A 15,702-nucleotide genomic window follows, 5' to 3' on the forward strand; every position below is an offset into this window, starting at 1 on the left:
TCCTTATGTTAACATTTTCATCTTTCAATGTCAACTAAGTTTTTCATTTCGTTTGCTGCTTTCGACGTTATTGTCATCGGCGACTTGTTCTATATTACACCTCTAATCTCTAACCGTCAACATGTTTTTCTAAAAAAATATAAAAAGGCTTATTCCTTTTAAAATAAGCCCTTTTATCATATATCATTCTATTCATTTATTATTTTTCTATAATTGGTAACGAGACGATAAACTGAATAATACCATCCTCATATTCAGCCCGAATACTACCACCTTGTAATTCAACAATACTTTTTGCAATCGCTAATCCAAGACCCGATCCTTCTGTTACTCTACTTCTAGATTGATCTTTCTTATAAAAGCGTTCAAACAAACTCGCTAACTCTTCTCTCGTAAACTCTTCACTATGATTCGCAATTACAATTTGTATATCCCGGCGCTGCCTTTGAAGGGAAACTTTTATCTGCCCATCATCTTTACTATACTTAATCGCGTTCATTAATAAATTATCAAATACACGAACCATCTTTTCCGAATCAATCGCTGCATAGGCACGTTCCTCAGGAAACTTCTTAACAAACGTAAGTCCATGCTCCTCCGCATGTGGTACTAACTCTTCTATTAATTGCTCTAATAACTCATTTATACATACTTCTTGTTTTTCTAATATAACTTGTTCATTCGTTAACTTCGTATACTCAAATAAATCTTCTATTAAATTCTTTAACTGCTCCGACTTCGCAAAAGCAATTCTCGTATACTCATCATGTTGTTCTTTATTTTCATATTTAGAATCTCGAAGCAATCGTAAGTAACCCATAATAGAAGTCAGTGGTGTACGTAAATCGTGAGATACATTCGTAATAAGCTCGTTCTTTTGCTTCTCTAATTTACGTTCCTTTTCTATATTATTCATAAGCTCTTCCGCCATATTATTAATATTCTCGGTTAAAGACGCAATCTCATCTTCACCTTTCTTCTCAATACGGTACGCCAAGTTGCCTTTTTCTATTTCCTTTACACCTTCTGCCATCGCTTCAATTTGTTTCATCTTTCTCTTTGTTATATAGAAGAAAGAGAAGATGAACACGAGTACACCAATTAAAAATGGGAATGGTCCTTCTTGCGTATCATACATTACTACACCATCCGGAATTCCACTAACGAACATGTATAAATTCTTATCTTCTATTGTAATAGGTGAAAAAGCTATAAATTCTTTTCTCGTATTTTCAAATATATCTTGACCATTTGAATAGTTGATCGCAAATGATGCCGCATTACGAATTGTATTATGCAAATCGATTTGCTCTTCTTGTGCCTGCTTCGTTTTATATAAAACTTTACCACTCTCATCAGTAACCAATATTTTTAAAGCTCTATTTCCTCGCTCTAAATTTTGATTCTCCGTTTCAATCATATTGGATATAGCTTCTAATTTATTTTCATGAACCGAACTATTTGCTGCTCTTTGAGCTTGGTAATTAATTTGTTGCATACCAGACCGATAATCAACAGTCGCTTGACGATTTGCATTCTCAAAAAACGGTGCAGCTCCCTTTGCAAAAAAAACTCCTAATAACGCACAAGCAGCGAAAGTAGTAATCAGTTGAATTCTGATACTCTTTCGTACGCTCTTTACTAATTTCTCAATTAATTGTCTTATTTTCCTTATATAAGTAAACGGATTAAATATCTTTTTCAATCTTATACCCCACTCCCCATACTGTTTTTATATATCTAGGCTTCCTTGGATTCTCCTCAATCTTTTCACGTACTTTTCGAATATGAACCATTACCGTGTTATCCGACTGGAAAGACCTTTCGTTCCAAACCTTTTCATAAATCTGCTCTGCACTAAAGACCATACCTGGATTACGGGCTAGTAATTCTAGAATTGAAAATTCCCTCGGGGTCAACTTCACTTCTTCTCCCTCTACAATAACTTTATGGGTTGAGATGTTTATTTTCATCTCTCCAATTTCTAGCTCGTCCTCGTTTTGTATAGCGAAACCATTCATTTTCATATAACGACGTAACTGAGATTTAATTCTTGCGATTAACTCTAACGGATTAAATGGTTTCGTCACGTAATCATCCGCACCTGTTGTTAACCCTAAAATCTTATCCATATCTTGCGTTTTCGCGGAAAGCATAATAATTGGCATTTCCTTTTCTTCCCTTACTTTCATACACATATGGATACCGTCTACTTTCGGCATCATAATATCTAATACGACTAGATGTACTTCATTTTCTTCTAGTAAACGTAATCCTTCTTCTCCGTCCCCTGCTTGCAATACTTTATATCCTTCATTCTTTAAATAGATTGTAATAAGATTTCTGATTTCTTTTTCATCATCTACGACAAGTATTGTTTCGTTTGCCACAATATCTCCCCCATCATTTTTTAATCCCTAACTTCTATTATAGGAAAACTTCTGAAGAAAAACGCTCGGAAATCCTTAAGATTTTCTGAAGACGCAAAAAAGGTCTAGACTCCCCTTAAGTCTAGACCTTTCAAAAACCCCTTTTATTTACGAACGTAGATGAAATATAGTACGAATAAAACTCCCATAACATACATAATTGGATGAATCTCTTTACGACGACCGCTTACTACCATTGTAATTGGATAGAAGATAAAACCAATCGCAATTCCTGTTGCGATACTATACGTAAGTGGCATAGAGATAATTGTAAAGAATGCTGGTACTGCAATCTCGAATTTCTTCCAATCAATTTCCCCTAAGGAAGAAACCATCAAGATTCCTACAATAATTAATGCTGGTGCCGTTACAGCTGGTGTTACAACACTTAGTAATGGCGAGAAGAATAGTGCCAGTAAAAAGAATCCTGCTGTTACAACTGCTGTAAATCCAGAACGTCCACCCGCTGCTACCCCTGCAGAAGATTCAATGTACGACGTTGTTGTTGATGTACCTAAGATCGCACCAATTACAGTTGCAATCGCATCTGCAAATAATGCTTTTCCTGCACGTGGTAATTTATTGTTCTTCATTAATCCAGCTTGATTCGCAACCGCTACAAGTGTACCTGCTGTATCAAAGAAATCGATAAAGAAGAACGTTATAATAACAATCACCATTTGAACAGTGAAAATATCTCCGAAGTGCGTTAACGCCACACCGAACGTTGGTTCTAGACTCGGTATTGCTCCCACTACAGCTTTCGGAGTATCAATTAATCCTGTAGCTACTCCTAAGATTGCTGTAAGAATCATACCGTAGAAAACTGCACCATTTACTTTCTTAATCATAAAGATAATTGTCGTAACAACCCCGAAGATTGCTAGTAACGTTGTGCCCTTTGTTAAATCCCCCAACCCAACAAGAACAGCATCATTTTTCACGATAATTCCGGCATTTTGAAATCCAAGGAAAGCAATGAATAATCCGATACCTGCCGCTACTGCAAACTTTAACTCTGATGGAATTGCATTAATGATTTTTTCACGAATACCTGAAGCAGTAAGAATAATAAAGATAATACCTGACATTAACGTTCCAGCAATTGCCGTTTGCCATGGAATACCCATCGTTAACACTGCTGTATAAGCAAAGAACGCGTTAATTCCCATACCTGGTGCTAAAGCAATTGGATACTTCGCGAAAATACCCATAATTAACGAACCAATCGCTGCTGCTAATGCTGTAGCAACGAATACTGCACCTGGATCCATCCCTGTACCTGCCGGTAAACCTTTAACATTTCCAAGTGACAGCGTAGCAGGATTGACAAATAGTACGTAAGCCATAGATAGAAATGTCGTTAAACCTGCTATGAACTCTGTTTTATAATTCGTGCCGAGTTCATCAAACTGAAAATAGCGTTTCATCTTACGTTTCCCCCGTTATATGATTACTCGCCGTAATCCCCTAGCCCTCTTTTATCTATTAAAAATAAAAAAGGCTTCCATTGCATATACATGGAAGCGTTCTATAAATAAAGACAAGATTCCGCTCACCTTTATAAAAACGCCTCGTAGTCAAGCCATTTACGGTAGCTAGGTAGAAACTTTCGGGCCATATCCCCGATATTATACGACGGCATAATATTCACTTTTCGTTTGAATTACATACTCATATTAACTCTTGAAAGTATTTTTGTCAATTTAAATACGAACATTTTTATTAACTTTTATATTTTCGTTCGTATTAAACTCAAAATAAAAAAGATCCATCTATTGCATGAGCAATAGATGGATCTTTTATTATAATACTATTCCCACTCAATAGTTGCTGGTGGCTTACTCGTTACATCATACACGATACGGTTAACGTGTTTTACTTCGTTTACGATACGTACAGAGATTTTCTCTAATACGTCCCAAGGGATACGTGCCCAGTCAGCTGTCATACCGTCGATAGATGTTACTGCACGGATACCCACTGTGTAATCGTAAGTACGCTCGTCACCCATAACACCTACGCTACGCATACCAGGAAGCGCAGTGAAGTATTGCCAGATTTCGCGGTCTAAGCCTGCTTTAATAATTTCTTCACGTAAAATCGCATCAGATTCACGAACGATTTCTAATTTCTCTTCTGTGATTTCACCTAGTACACGAATACCAAGACCAGGACCTGGGAATGGTTGACGCCATACGATCTCATCAGGAATTCCTAGTTCAGATCCTAATACACGTACTTCATCTTTAAATAACGTGTTTAAAGGCTCAATTAATTTGAACTGCATGTCTTCCGGAAGTCCACCAACGTTATGGTGAGATTTAATTGTTTGTGCAGTTGCTGTACCACTTTCAACGATATCTGTGTACAGTGTACCTTGTGCTAAGAAGTCCATTCCTTCTAATTTAGAAGCTTCATCATCAAATACGTAAATGAATTCGTTACCGATAATTTTACGTTTTTGTTCTGGATCTTCTACACCTTTTAACTTGTTCATGAAGCGTTCTTTTGCATCCACTTTAATAACGTTCATATGGAAGCCTTCGCTAAATGTTTTCATAACACCTTCTGCTTCGCCTTTACGAAGTAAACCATGGTCAACGAAAATACATGTTAACTGATCGCCGATTGCTTTATGAATTAATACTGCTACAACAGAAGAATCTACACCACCGCTAAGCGCACATAGTACTTTTTTGTCTCCAACAGTTTCACGGATTTTCTCTAGTTCTACTTCAATAAAGTTCTCCATGTTCCATCCTTCAGAACAGCCACATACGCCGAATACGAAGTTTTTAATTAGATCGTTACCGTGCTCAGAGTGACGTACTTCTGGGTGGAATTGTACACCGTATAAGTTTTTCGCTTCATTGCTCATACCAGCAATTGGGCAAGACTCACTTGTCGCGTCTACTACGAATCCTTCAGGTAAACCAGTTACTAAGTCGCCATGACTCATCCATACAACTTGCTCTTCTGGAAGGTTCGCATATAATTTTGACTCGTTCTCTACTTTCAGAACAGCTTTTCCGTACTCACGGTGGTTTGCACGCTCTACTGTACCACCGAATTGTTGCGTCATAAGTTGCATACCGTAACAAATACCGAAGATCGGTAATCCTAGGTCAAAGATTTTTTCATCACAATGTAATGCACCTTCACCATATACACTATTTGGTCCACCAGAGAAGATAATCCCTTTTGGATTCATTGCTTTAATTTCTTCTGCAGTAATTGTATGTGGATGAAGTTCACTGTATACACCGAACTCACGAATTCGACGTGCTATTAACTGATTGTATTGACTCCCAAAATCTAAAACGATAATTGTATCATGCTGCTTCTTCAAAATAATCACCCCAACGTTAGTTCTCGTATATAAATATTTTCACCAATTTGGCGAAAAGCATTACCAATATAATAAAAAAAGCCAGTCCTCCGCCTCTAGTCTCATAACAAAGAAAAGGCAGGGGTCTGGCTTTATAAAGAAAGATAGTCTCCGCTCTTTATAAATATAAGACACACTGCCTTCATAGTCAGGTTGTTTACGGTAACCCGGTAGAGACTCTCAAACCTTATCTTTGAGGATATATGAAGGATCGTTTTATATTATCTTCCTAGATTCTAACAATGAAGTATCAATATGGTCAAGAGAGAAAGCGACAAAATTCTACAGAAATTCATTTCCTTTTCTAAAAAACATAAAAAAACATCCATTTCTATATAGAAATGGATGTTTTTTAGGCCAAACGGAATTACATCATTCCGCCCATACCGCCCATGCCCATGCCGCCCATGTCAGGCATTGCTGGTGCATTTGGTTCTGGTTTGTCAGCTACTACAGCTTCAGTTGTTAAGAACATAGCTGCAACAGATGCTGCGTTTTGAAGTGCAGAGCGAGTTACTTTAGCTGGATCTACGATACCAGTTTCAAGCATGTTAACCCACTCGCCAGTAGCTGCGTTGAAACCAACGCCTACTTTTTCGCCTTTTAGACGCTCTACAACTACAGATCCTTCTAGACCAGCGTTGATTGCGATTTGACGAACTGGCTCTTCTAGTGCGCGAAGTACGATGTTAATACCTGTTGCTTCGTCGCCTTCAGCTACGATAGAAGCTACTTTTGTGTATACGTTCATAAGTGAAGTACCACCACCTGCAACGATACCTTCTTCTACTGCTGCACGAGTTGAGTTAAGTGCATCTTCAATGCGAAGTTTGCGCTCTTTTAACTCAGTTTCAGTTGCTGCACCTACTTTAATTACTGCTACGCCACCTGCAAGTTTTGCAAGACGCTCTTGTAATTTTTCACGATCGAATTCAGAAGTTGTTTCTTCTAATTGCGCACGGATTTGACCGATGCGAGCTTCGATTTGTTGTGTGCTTCCTACACCTTCAACTACAGTTGTGTTTTCTTTCGTTACAACAACTTTACCAGCGCGTCCTAAAGATTCAACTGTAGCAGATTTTAAGTCACGGCCTAATTCTTCAGTGATTACTTCGCCACCAGTTAAGATTGCGATATCTTCTAGCATTGCTTTACGACGGTCACCAAATCCAGGAGCTTTAACAGCTACTACATTGAATGTACCACGAAGTTTGTTCACTACTAATGTAGCTAATGCTTCGCCTTCTACATCTTCAGCAATGATAAGAAGTGGTTTACCTTGTTGTACCACTTGCTCTAATACTGGTAAGATTTCTTGAATGTTAGAAATCTTTTTGTCAGTGATTAAGATGTATGGGTTATCAAGAACTGCTTCCATTTTGTCAGAATCAGTAATCATGTAAGGAGATGCATATCCACGATCAAATTGCATACCTTCTACTACGTCTAATTCTGTTGTGAAACCTTTAGATTCTTCTAAAGTAATAACGCCGTCGTTACCAACGCGCTCCATTGCTTCAGCGATTAATTGACCTACTTCTTCATCAGCAGCAGAAATAGCAGCTACTTGTGCGATAGAAGATTTACCTTCGATTGGTTTAGAAATCGTTTTTAATTCTTCTACTGCAGCAACTACAGCTTTTTCGATACCTTTACGAAGACCCATTGGGTTCGCACCAGCTGTTACGTTTTTAAGACCTTCACGAATCATAGCTTGCGCTAATACAGTTGCAGTTGTTGTTCCGTCACCAGCTACATCATTTGTTTTGCTAGCAACTTCTGCTACTAATTTCGCACCCATGTTTTCGAATGCATCTTCTAATTCAATTTCTTTTGCGATTGTTACACCGTCATTTGTAATAAGTGGTGAACCGAATTTTTTCTCAAGAACAACGTTACGACCTTTTGGTCCAAGCGTTACTTTTACTGCGTTTGCAAGAGTGTCGACACCGCGAAGCATCGAACGACGTGCTTCTTCACTAAATTTAATATCTTTTGCCATAATAATTGACCCCCTTGGATTTTTTAAGATTTATATAATTAACCGATAACTGCTAAAATGTCACTTTCACGTAAAATCAAGTAGTCTGTACCTTCATATTTCACTTCAGTACCTGCATATTTTGAGAAGATGATAAGATCACCTGCTGCTACCTCTAAAGCAACACGCTCACCATTTTCAAGCACTCGACCAGTACCTACTGCAATAACTTTACCCTCTTGTGGTTTTTCTTTTGCTGTGTCTGGTAATACAATACCACTTGCTGTTTTTTCTTCCGCTTGAACAAGCTCAATTACAACGCGATCACCTAATGGCTTTAGCATGAACAATAACCTCCTCATTTTGTTATGTAAATTTTATTTATTAGCACTCAAGTCACTCGAGTGCTAACACACTTATAATAATAAATAATCTCAATTTCTTTTGCAAGTAAAAAAATCATAATTTTTTCGCAAATTAAGCTATAAACTTTTCTATATAGAGTTCCTCTTCTTCTACCTTTACTATATGAATCGTTGTTTCCACTACTCGTATGTTACAATATGAAAGGACACCCTAAGTTGTTTTCGCTACACACACAACTTTCTCCTGTCTTCTATTATAATTTCAATTAAGGATTTACAAAAAAAACATAATGTAAGTAAAGTTTATATCGTAGGTAGCATCTTTACATGTTATCCTACCTTATCTCATACACTAGAGTTAGAAAGGATGGTTAAACCATTTGAAAAAACAATATTGGTGGGTTATCGTTACATACATTTTAATGCAGTTATCATCAATTGCTGGATTACCACTTCTCCTGAAAACTGGACTTTATGATAACAGGGGATTTACTAGAGAAGAGAAATTACAACTCATAACTGGTCATTGGGCAATCATTAGCTTCTTTATTGCATTATGTATCGTACTTTGGTTACTTAGAACAGATATTCGCGACAGACATTTAGATACAAAGCGTTCTACTGTTCCAGCTACGATTGGTTGGATTTTTATCGGGTTCTTCTTAGCATTTTTCTCGCAAAGTATTGCTGGTATGATTGAAATGTATGTATTAGGTATTAAACCTGGATCTGAAAATACAGCGAGACTTATGGATATCGCAAGAACGACACCTTGGTTCCTTATCGTCATCTCTATAATAGGACCTATTTTGGAAGAAATCGTATTTAGAAAAATTTTATTTGGTACACTTTATAAGAAGTTTAACTTCTTTATTGCTGCTATCATTAGTTCTCTCGTATTCGCAGCAATTCATTTTGATTTCACTCACTTATTGGTATACACTGCTATGGGGCTCGTATTCGCTTTCTTATATGTAAAAACAAAGCGTATTATTGTCCCTATCGCAGCTCATGTTGCAATGAATACATTAGTTGCAATTGCTCAAGTTTTAGTGAGTAGCGAACAAATTCAAGAAATGATTAAAGAAGCTGAAAAAATGCAAGGCTTTATCGGAGGATTTTTAGTATGAGAAACTCACCATTGTTCATGGCTGCATTGTATTTCCTTCTAGGATGTATCTTTACACGCTTCGCCATTACGAACGTAACAGATACAATTTGGAATATGTGGACAATACTATTTGCAGTTATGGCAACGATTGATTTTAATTTGGCACTTCGCCTTATCTTAGTTAAATTCACAAAGAAAAAACAATAATAAAACGCAGAGGTCGCTTCCTCTGCGTTTTATTGTGGATAATTCTTCAAAAAGTAAACTAACGTTTGTAACTCTACTGCTAAATCAATATGATGAATTCTTATATTGTCTGACACATTTAAGCGTGCTGGTGTAAAATTCAAAATACCATGCACGTTTGTTTCTGCCAATCTATCGGCTACAGATTGTGCTACTGTAGCGGGTACTGTTAATATTGCCACTTGTATATCAGTTGATAAACGTTCTTCTAATTCATCTAAGTGATATACAGGAATGCCTCCGATTTCTGTTCCAACTTTCTCTTCACTAACATCAAACGCCATTTCAATTTTTGTATTATTGTTTTTCGTGAAATTATAATGTAAGAAAGCGGTCCCTAAATTACCTACTCCAATAAGCGCTACACGTGTTATATCATCTTGGTCGAGTGTTTCACGGAAAAATGATAATAAATAATTTACGTTATATCCATATCCTTTTTTCCCTAATGCTCCAAAGTATGAGAAATCTCTTCGAATTGTTGCGGAATCAACCTTTACCGCTTCACTTAATTCGGCTGATGAAACACGTTGCTTACCAGACAAAGATAAGTTTTGGATAAATCGATAGTATAGAGGCAATCTCTTAGCAGTGGCTTGTGGAATTTTCTGCTGCTCCATATAACCTCTCCTCTCTTCCTATCTTTATTCATATGCTTTAATCAAATACAGAAGTTTAGCACTTATTAAATTCCTTGTATAATAGAAAGAAGAAGTATTCTCTCTGTATTTTAAACTATACACTATTTTTAGTATGATTGAGAAATATAAACATGGCAAAGTTAAGAAATTATTTGAGGTGAAAACATTGATTTTATTACAAGTAAACGCGCTTTCGAAATTATACGGTGCAGAAACGATTCTTGCAAACATAAAATTAGAAGTTCAAACGAAAGATCGTATCGCATTAGTCGGACGAAATGGAGCCGGAAAATCTACATTATTAAAAATAATAGCGGGTGAGCTATCTCATGATAGTGGCGAAATTATAAAACCGAAAGATGTCTCAATTGGATATCTAGCTCAAAATACCGGTTTAGAAACGTCTTTAACAATTTGGGATGAAATGTTAACCGTCTTTACACACTTGCAGCAAATGGAGACAAAACTTCGAAGGCTAGAGCAAGAGATGGGAAAAGAAGAAAACTTTTCAAACGAGGCTACATATGAAAGATTATTAGCTGATTATGACCAATTACAATTAGATTATAAAGATCAAGGTGGCTATCAGTACGAAGCAGATATCCGTTCGATTTTAAGTGGTCTTGGCTTCCCAGTTGAAACGCACCAGACGACGATTTCTACATTAAGCGGTGGACAAAAAACACGATTAGCTCTCGGTAAATTATTATTAACGAAACCAGACCTACTTATTTTGGACGAGCCTACAAACCATTTAGACATCGAAACATTAACATGGCTTGAACAATATTTACAAGGTTATCCTGGCGCAATACTAATCGTTTCCCATGACCGTTATTTCTTAGATAAACTTGTTACACAAGTATATGAAATTTCGAATAAAGAAAGTAGACGATTTGTTGGTAACTACAGTAAATATTTAGACTTAAAATCAGCACTATACGAGCAAGAAATGAAACGTTATGAAAAACAACAAGATGAAATCGCTAAGCTAGAGGACTTCGTTCAAAAAAATATAGCTCGTGCATCTACGACAAAACGTGCGCAAAGCCGTCGTAAACAATTAGATCGTATGGAACTATTAACAAGACCATTAGGTGACTCTAAGTCAGCTTCCTTCCACTTCGATATTGAAAAACAAAGTGGAAATGATGTGTTACAAGTAAAGGATGCAACTATCGGCTATGATAAGGATCCAATTATTGAACATGTAACAATGCGCTTAACTCGCGGAGATAGCGTTGCTTTAGTTGGTCCAAATGGAATTGGGAAATCCACATTATTAAAATCAATTGTGAATAAGCTACCACTATTACATGGTGATGTTTCTTTCGGATCCAATGTATCTGTTGGTTACTATGATCAAGAACAAGCCAATTTAACATCTTCTAAGCGCGTTTTAAATGAGTTATGGGATGAATATCCACTGCAACCCGAAAAAGAAATTCGCACGATACTAGGTAACTTCTTATTCACAGGAGATGATGTACTAAAACCAGTATCATCTCTTAGTGGTGGACAAAAAGCTCGATTAGCTCTCGCAAAACTTATGATGCAAAAATCGAATTTATTAATTCTCGATGAGCCTACAAACCATCTTGATTTAAATAGTAAAGAGATTTTGGAGAATGCTTTGATTGATTATCCTGGTACTCTTCTCTTTGTATCTCATGACCGCTACTTTATTAATCGTGTAACGACGACCGTTGTTGAGTTATCAACAGAAGGTGCACAGGAATATTTAGGGGACTATGATTACTACGTTGAAAAGAAAAATGAGATGATTGAACGTGCTGAATTTGAACAACAAGAACAGCAAGAAAATCAGGCACCTGTTCAAAAAACCGTAGCTCCAGAAAAATTAAATTATCTCGAAGAAAAAGAGCGCAAAAAGTTGGAGCGTCAACGCACTCGAAAAATCGAGGAACTAGAACAAAATATCGTAGAATTCGAAGAAGAAATTGCTACGTTAGAAGATCAACTTTGCTTACCAGAAATATATGCAGATTATGAAAAGGCTAGTGAAATTACAACGAAAAAGCAAACACTACAAGAACAACTTGATGCTTGTATGGCAGAATGGGAAGAATTGCATTTATAAGAGTATGAATAAGAAGGATGTCTCATCAGTCGGGATTTTTGACGATGGGACATCCTTTTTATCTTCTAGCCATGGTCAACCTCTATTGTATAAACGATTCGACACGAGATATCGATTTACCGACAAGGTTTGACAATATTAGCCCCCCCTTATAATAAGGGCATATTTCAAAATGTTTTTTAGAGATACCTTCTTCGTTTTTATTTCCCGAAAAAGGATAGATTCAAAGGTCAGACTTCATCTATTTTATCCACAAGTTTATACACATATCCACCTTTATAAAATAAACATCTAAATAACTTTTCCACATTATCCACAACCAACAAAAAAGTTATCAACATTTTATATACACAATAAAACCCATATTATCAACAGATAATATGGGTTTTATCCACAAGCTGTGGTTAATTTTGTGTATAACTATGCTTCGATATCTAATCCCGGATTAGCATTTAAAGCTAATGTAGCACGTTTTCCTTGTTCATATGCAATTGTACCTGCCGCTGCAATCATTGCTGCATTATCTGTGCATAAAGATAGAGGAGGAATAATTAGCTCTACATTTTCTTTTTGTGCAAATTCTGCTTCTAAACGTGCACGAAGTCCTTTATTCGCAGCTACTCCACCAGCAAGAAGCACTTGCTTTACGTTATAAGCATCTGCTGCACGAGATGCTTTCGTTACTAACACATCAATTACACTCTCTTGGAAACTTGCTGCTAAATCTTCCGGTGCAATTTCTATCCCACGTTGTTTTGCGTTATGCACAGTGTTGATAACTGCTGATTTTAATCCGCTAAAACTGAAATCATATGAATCAGGTTCCAGCCATGCACGAGGTAAATCGATTGTTGGTTTCCCTTCATGTGCAAGACGATCAATATGGGGACCACCTGGATATGGCATAGATAACGTACGAGCTACTTTATCATATGCCTCTCCTGCTGCATCATCTCGCGTTTCACCAATTACTTCAAATGAACCATGTTCTTTCATATAAACAAGCTCTGTATGTCCACCAGATACCACAAGTGATAGCAATGGGAATTGAACTTCTTTTACTAAACGATTCGCATAAATGTGGCCAGCGATATGATGAACACCCACTAGAGGGATATCATGTGCAAAAGCCACTGCTTTCGCTGCATTTACCCCTATTAAAAGCGCTCCTACTAAACCAGGACCTTCTGTTACAGCAATTGCATCAATATCATCAAATGTAATATTCGCTTCTTTTAAAGCTTCTTCTAACACAACTGTAATTTCTTCTACATGATGACGGGATGCAATCTCTGGTACAACTCCACCAAAACGTTTATGACTTTCAATTTGTGATGCAACGACATTTGCAATAATTTCCGTTCCATTTTTAACAACCGCTACTGCTGTTTCATCACAACTTGTTTCAATACCAAGTATAATCGTATTTTTTTCCATTATATATTCACCCACATTACGAGACCATCTTCCTGATTGTCTGCATAGTATCGTTTACGAATTCCACCATTTTGAAATCCGTATTTTCTGTACAACTGCTTTGCTACTTCATTTGATACACGTACTTCAAGTGTCATCGTTTTTACCCCTAGAGCTTTCGCTTCAGAAATAACTTCTTTCAATAAAGCATCTCCTAGCTTTTGACCTCTATATTCTGGCAAAATAGCTATATTTGTTATATGTGATTCATCAATAATTATCCACAATCCACAATATCCAATTACACGGCCATCTTTTTCTAGCACAACATAATGTGCATGTTCATTCATCGTTAACTCGCGGTAAAAGGCATCTGCAGTCCAAGGAGTTGAAAAAGATGCTTCTTCAATTGCTACAATTTGAGCGATATCATCGAGTTCCATCTTTCTAAATATCATATCCATCCTCTGCAAGCTCCTACTTGTTTTGACTTTCTAACCACTTTGTTTCAGCTTCCGCTAAACGAAGGTAACTAGGAACAAATGAATGTACATCTTGTTCTTCTTTTTGTAATCCTAAGAACGCTAGCTCACTTGGTCTTGGGTTATTTTTAGTGAAAGGAGCAAATACAGCTTGATCGCCTAAATGTTCAATAATTGTTTCTTTGTGTAGTTTCACATCGTTACCAATAAATAAAACAGGCTTTCCTTTATCCTTTAACATTTGCAACCAGTCTACAATAAGGATGATTCGGTCTTCTTCTATAGAAGTTAAACCCTCTCCTTCATATGTATATAAGCCCGTATAAATTTGTCCACGTCTTCCATCGAATAAAGGACAGATTAACCCATCAAAATTAGCTCCGTTTGCAGCCACTACTTCTAAACTTGATACACCTACAATTGGTATTTGAAGTGACCAAGCTAATGTTTTGGCAGCTGTCACGCCTATACGAACACCTGTATATGATCCTGGTCCAGCAGCTACAACTATTTTAGTTAATTCTTTCGGTTTTACACCACATTCTTTTAACAGTTGTTCTACAGCTGGCATAAGACGCACAGAATGATTTTTTGTTAAATTTGTAATGATTTCCCCAATTACGTTTCCTTCTTCAATAAGGGATACACCCATTACGTAATTTGAAGTATCAATTGCTAGTACTTTCATCTTGTAATAGCTCCTCACATAATCTAATATAGCGATCTCCAATCGGCTCGAGTACAATGTTTCTTGTGTCATCTCCAGCATGGAATAAACTAATTTGTAGCTTCTCATTTGGTAAATATGCTTCTATTAAATGAGCCCATTCTACTACCGTAATTCCTTCACCGTAGAAATACTCATCAAAACCTAAGTCTTCTTCACTTTCTGCTAAGCGATACACGTCCATATGATATAGCGGTAATCTCCCTTTATATTCTTTAATAATATTAAAGGTAGGGCTATTTACAACTCTTTTCACTCCAAGACCTTTTGCTAGTCCTTTTGTAAAAGTCGTCTTACCAGCTCCAAGATCTCCTTCTAAAATAATTACATCTTGTGCCTGAGCAAGTTCACCAAGTTTTTCTGATAATCTTTGTGTTTCCTCAGATGATTTTGTTGTTATTTCATATTTACTCACAGACTTCACCTACTTTACTCACAATGTTCTCTGCTCTTTATTATACAGGTTTTGAATATATAAAAAAGTCCTTAGGAGTTTTCCTAAGGATAGTTTGACTGTCTTTATTAGTTTTTTGTTAAAACAAATAAAAAAATACGAAACAACATGTTTCGTTCTTTTCTTTATATAAAATGGCGGTCCCGACCGGGGTCGAACCGGCGATCTCCTGCGTGACAGGCAGGCATGTTAACCACTACACCACGGGACCATTTGGTTGCGGGGACAGGATTTGAACCTGCGACCTTCGGGTTATGAGCCCGACGAGCTACCGTGCTGCTCCACCCCGCGATGATATAAATAGCTTGGCGACGTCCTACTCTCACAGGGACAAGGTCCCAACTACCATCGGCGCTAG

14 protein-coding genes, 2 tRNA genes and 2 riboswitches are annotated in these 15,702 nt (G+C 36.9%); of the genes, 3 read left to right on the forward strand and 13 right to left on the reverse strand.

What is annotated here, in order from left to right; all coding sequences use genetic code 11:
* Nucleotides 1-199: 199 nt before the first annotated feature.
* From ampS to groES, 6 genes are all read right to left on the reverse strand, one after another.
* Nucleotides 200-1,705 carry an aminopeptidase AmpS gene (ampS, locus tag AC0NJG_RS27980; protein WP_087952111.1) on the reverse strand — a complete coding sequence of 502 codons (1,506 nt, stop codon included), beginning with the start codon at nucleotides 1,703-1,705 and terminating at the stop codon, nucleotides 200-202.
* Nucleotides 1,689-2,390: a response regulator transcription factor gene (locus AC0NJG_RS27985; RefSeq protein ID WP_001262951.1), complete on the reverse strand. Its 702-nt coding sequence runs from the start codon at nucleotides 2,388-2,390 to the stop codon at nucleotides 1,689-1,691. Before AC0NJG_RS27985 ends, ampS begins: the two co-directional genes overlap by 17 nt.
* Before the next feature lie 143 nt (nucleotides 2,391-2,533).
* On the reverse strand, nucleotides 2,534-3,859 hold the full coding sequence (locus AC0NJG_RS27990) for an NCS2 family permease (protein ID WP_000833097.1): 1,326 nt from the start codon (nucleotides 3,857-3,859) through the stop codon (nucleotides 2,534-2,536).
* A 127-nt stretch (nucleotides 3,860-3,986) separates the two neighbouring features.
* Nucleotides 3,987-4,088: riboswitch (purine riboswitch) on the reverse strand.
* A 154-nt stretch (nucleotides 4,089-4,242) separates the two neighbouring features.
* Nucleotides 4,243-5,781, reverse strand: coding sequence for a glutamine-hydrolyzing GMP synthase (guaA, locus tag AC0NJG_RS27995; protein WP_000743900.1), 1,539 nt, complete (start codon nucleotides 5,779-5,781; stop codon nucleotides 4,243-4,245).
* Nucleotides 5,782-5,945: 164 nt separating this feature from the next.
* Nucleotides 5,946-6,047, reverse strand: a riboswitch (purine riboswitch).
* A gap of 140 nt (nucleotides 6,048-6,187) precedes the next feature.
* Nucleotides 6,188-7,822 carry a chaperonin GroEL gene (groL, locus tag AC0NJG_RS28000; RefSeq protein WP_048553694.1) on the reverse strand — a complete coding sequence of 545 codons (1,635 nt, stop codon included), beginning with the start codon at nucleotides 7,820-7,822 and terminating at the stop codon, nucleotides 6,188-6,190.
* 38 nt (nucleotides 7,823-7,860) lie between these two features.
* A complete protein-coding gene (gene groES, locus AC0NJG_RS28005; protein WP_000917306.1) occupies nucleotides 7,861-8,145 on the reverse strand; it encodes a co-chaperone GroES in 285 nt (94 codons plus the stop codon).
* A 401-nt stretch (nucleotides 8,146-8,546) separates the two neighbouring features.
* On the opposite strand from groES, the gene AC0NJG_RS28010 reads away from it, so the two are divergent.
* Together AC0NJG_RS28010 and AC0NJG_RS28015 are read left to right on the forward strand one after the other, a co-directional pair.
* On the forward strand, nucleotides 8,547-9,296 hold the full coding sequence (locus AC0NJG_RS28010; RefSeq protein ID WP_087952110.1) for a CPBP family intramembrane glutamic endopeptidase: 750 nt from the start codon (nucleotides 8,547-8,549) through the stop codon (nucleotides 9,294-9,296).
* Nucleotides 9,293-9,484 carry a YdiK family protein gene (locus AC0NJG_RS28015; RefSeq protein WP_001246201.1) on the forward strand — a complete coding sequence of 64 codons (192 nt, stop codon included), beginning with the start codon at nucleotides 9,293-9,295 and terminating at the stop codon, nucleotides 9,482-9,484. The genes AC0NJG_RS28010 and AC0NJG_RS28015 overlap by 4 nt, the downstream gene beginning before the upstream one ends.
* A 29-nt stretch (nucleotides 9,485-9,513) precedes the next feature.
* Here AC0NJG_RS28015 and AC0NJG_RS28020 read toward each other — a convergent pair whose 3' ends face one another.
* Nucleotides 9,514-10,143 (reverse strand): redox-sensing transcriptional repressor Rex, encoded by a 630-nt coding sequence (locus tag AC0NJG_RS28020; RefSeq protein ID WP_000437704.1) that lies wholly within the window; start codon nucleotides 10,141-10,143, stop codon nucleotides 9,514-9,516.
* A 187-nt stretch (nucleotides 10,144-10,330) separates the two neighbouring features.
* Between AC0NJG_RS28020 and AC0NJG_RS28025 the strand changes: the two genes are divergently transcribed.
* On the forward strand, nucleotides 10,331-12,265 hold the full coding sequence (locus AC0NJG_RS28025; RefSeq protein WP_217368446.1) for an ABC-F family ATP-binding cassette domain-containing protein: 1,935 nt from the start codon (nucleotides 10,331-10,333) through the stop codon (nucleotides 12,263-12,265).
* Nucleotides 12,266-12,685: 420 nt separating this feature from the next.
* Here AC0NJG_RS28025 and tsaD read toward each other — a convergent pair whose 3' ends face one another.
* From tsaD to AC0NJG_RS28055, 6 genes are all read right to left on the reverse strand, one after another.
* Nucleotides 12,686-13,702 (reverse strand): tRNA (adenosine(37)-N6)-threonylcarbamoyltransferase complex transferase subunit TsaD, encoded by a 1,017-nt coding sequence (gene tsaD / locus AC0NJG_RS28030; protein WP_000414598.1) that lies wholly within the window; start codon nucleotides 13,700-13,702, stop codon nucleotides 12,686-12,688.
* Nucleotides 13,702-14,145, reverse strand: a complete 444-nt coding sequence (gene rimI / locus AC0NJG_RS28035; RefSeq protein ID WP_140168528.1) for a ribosomal protein S18-alanine N-acetyltransferase — start codon at nucleotides 14,143-14,145, stop codon at nucleotides 13,702-13,704. Before rimI ends, tsaD begins: the two co-directional genes overlap by 1 nt.
* Before the next feature lie 13 nt (nucleotides 14,146-14,158).
* Nucleotides 14,159-14,851 (reverse strand): tRNA (adenosine(37)-N6)-threonylcarbamoyltransferase complex dimerization subunit type 1 TsaB, encoded by a 693-nt coding sequence (tsaB, locus tag AC0NJG_RS28040; protein ID WP_087952108.1) that lies wholly within the window; start codon nucleotides 14,849-14,851, stop codon nucleotides 14,159-14,161.
* The gene (gene tsaE, locus AC0NJG_RS28045) at nucleotides 14,832-15,305 is read right to left on the reverse strand and encodes a tRNA (adenosine(37)-N6)-threonylcarbamoyltransferase complex ATPase subunit type 1 TsaE (protein WP_000049631.1); all 474 of its coding nucleotides are present in this window, start codon (nucleotides 15,303-15,305) and stop codon (nucleotides 14,832-14,834) included. Before tsaE ends, tsaB begins: the two co-directional genes overlap by 20 nt.
* A gap of 174 nt (nucleotides 15,306-15,479) precedes the next feature.
* Nucleotides 15,480-15,555, reverse strand: a tRNA-Asp gene (locus AC0NJG_RS28050).
* 3 nt (nucleotides 15,556-15,558) lie between these two features.
* Nucleotides 15,559-15,635 (reverse strand) — tRNA-Met (locus AC0NJG_RS28055).
* Between the last annotated feature and the right edge of the window lie 67 nt (nucleotides 15,636-15,702).

The sequence above is a fragment of the Bacillus sp. SSR7 genome (genome assembly GCF_055902415.1).

Excerpts from the sequence above, each read along its gene's own strand:
- tsaB (WP_087952108.1), bottom strand. The coding sequence starts at position 14,851 with ATGAAAGTACTAGCAATTGATACTTCAAATTACGTAATGGGTGTATCC.
- tsaD (WP_000414598.1), bottom strand. The coding sequence starts at position 13,702 with ATGGAAAAAAATACGATTATACTTGGTATTGAAACAAGTTGTGATGAA.
- AC0NJG_RS27990 (WP_000833097.1), bottom strand. The coding sequence starts at position 3,859 with ATGAAACGCTATTTTCAGTTTGATGAACTCGGCACGAATTATAAAACA.
- rimI (WP_140168528.1), bottom strand. The coding sequence starts at position 14,145 with ATGGATATGATATTTAGAAAGATGGAACTCGATGATATCGCTCAAATT.
- AC0NJG_RS28015 (WP_001246201.1), top strand. The coding sequence starts at position 9,293 with ATGAGAAACTCACCATTGTTCATGGCTGCATTGTATTTCCTTCTAGGA.
- AC0NJG_RS28020 (WP_000437704.1), bottom strand. The coding sequence starts at position 10,143 with ATGGAGCAGCAGAAAATTCCACAAGCCACTGCTAAGAGATTGCCTCTA.
- groL (WP_048553694.1), bottom strand. The coding sequence starts at position 7,822 with ATGGCAAAAGATATTAAATTTAGTGAAGAAGCACGTCGTTCGATGCTT.
- groES (WP_000917306.1), bottom strand. The coding sequence starts at position 8,145 with ATGCTAAAGCCATTAGGTGATCGCGTTGTAATTGAGCTTGTTCAAGCG.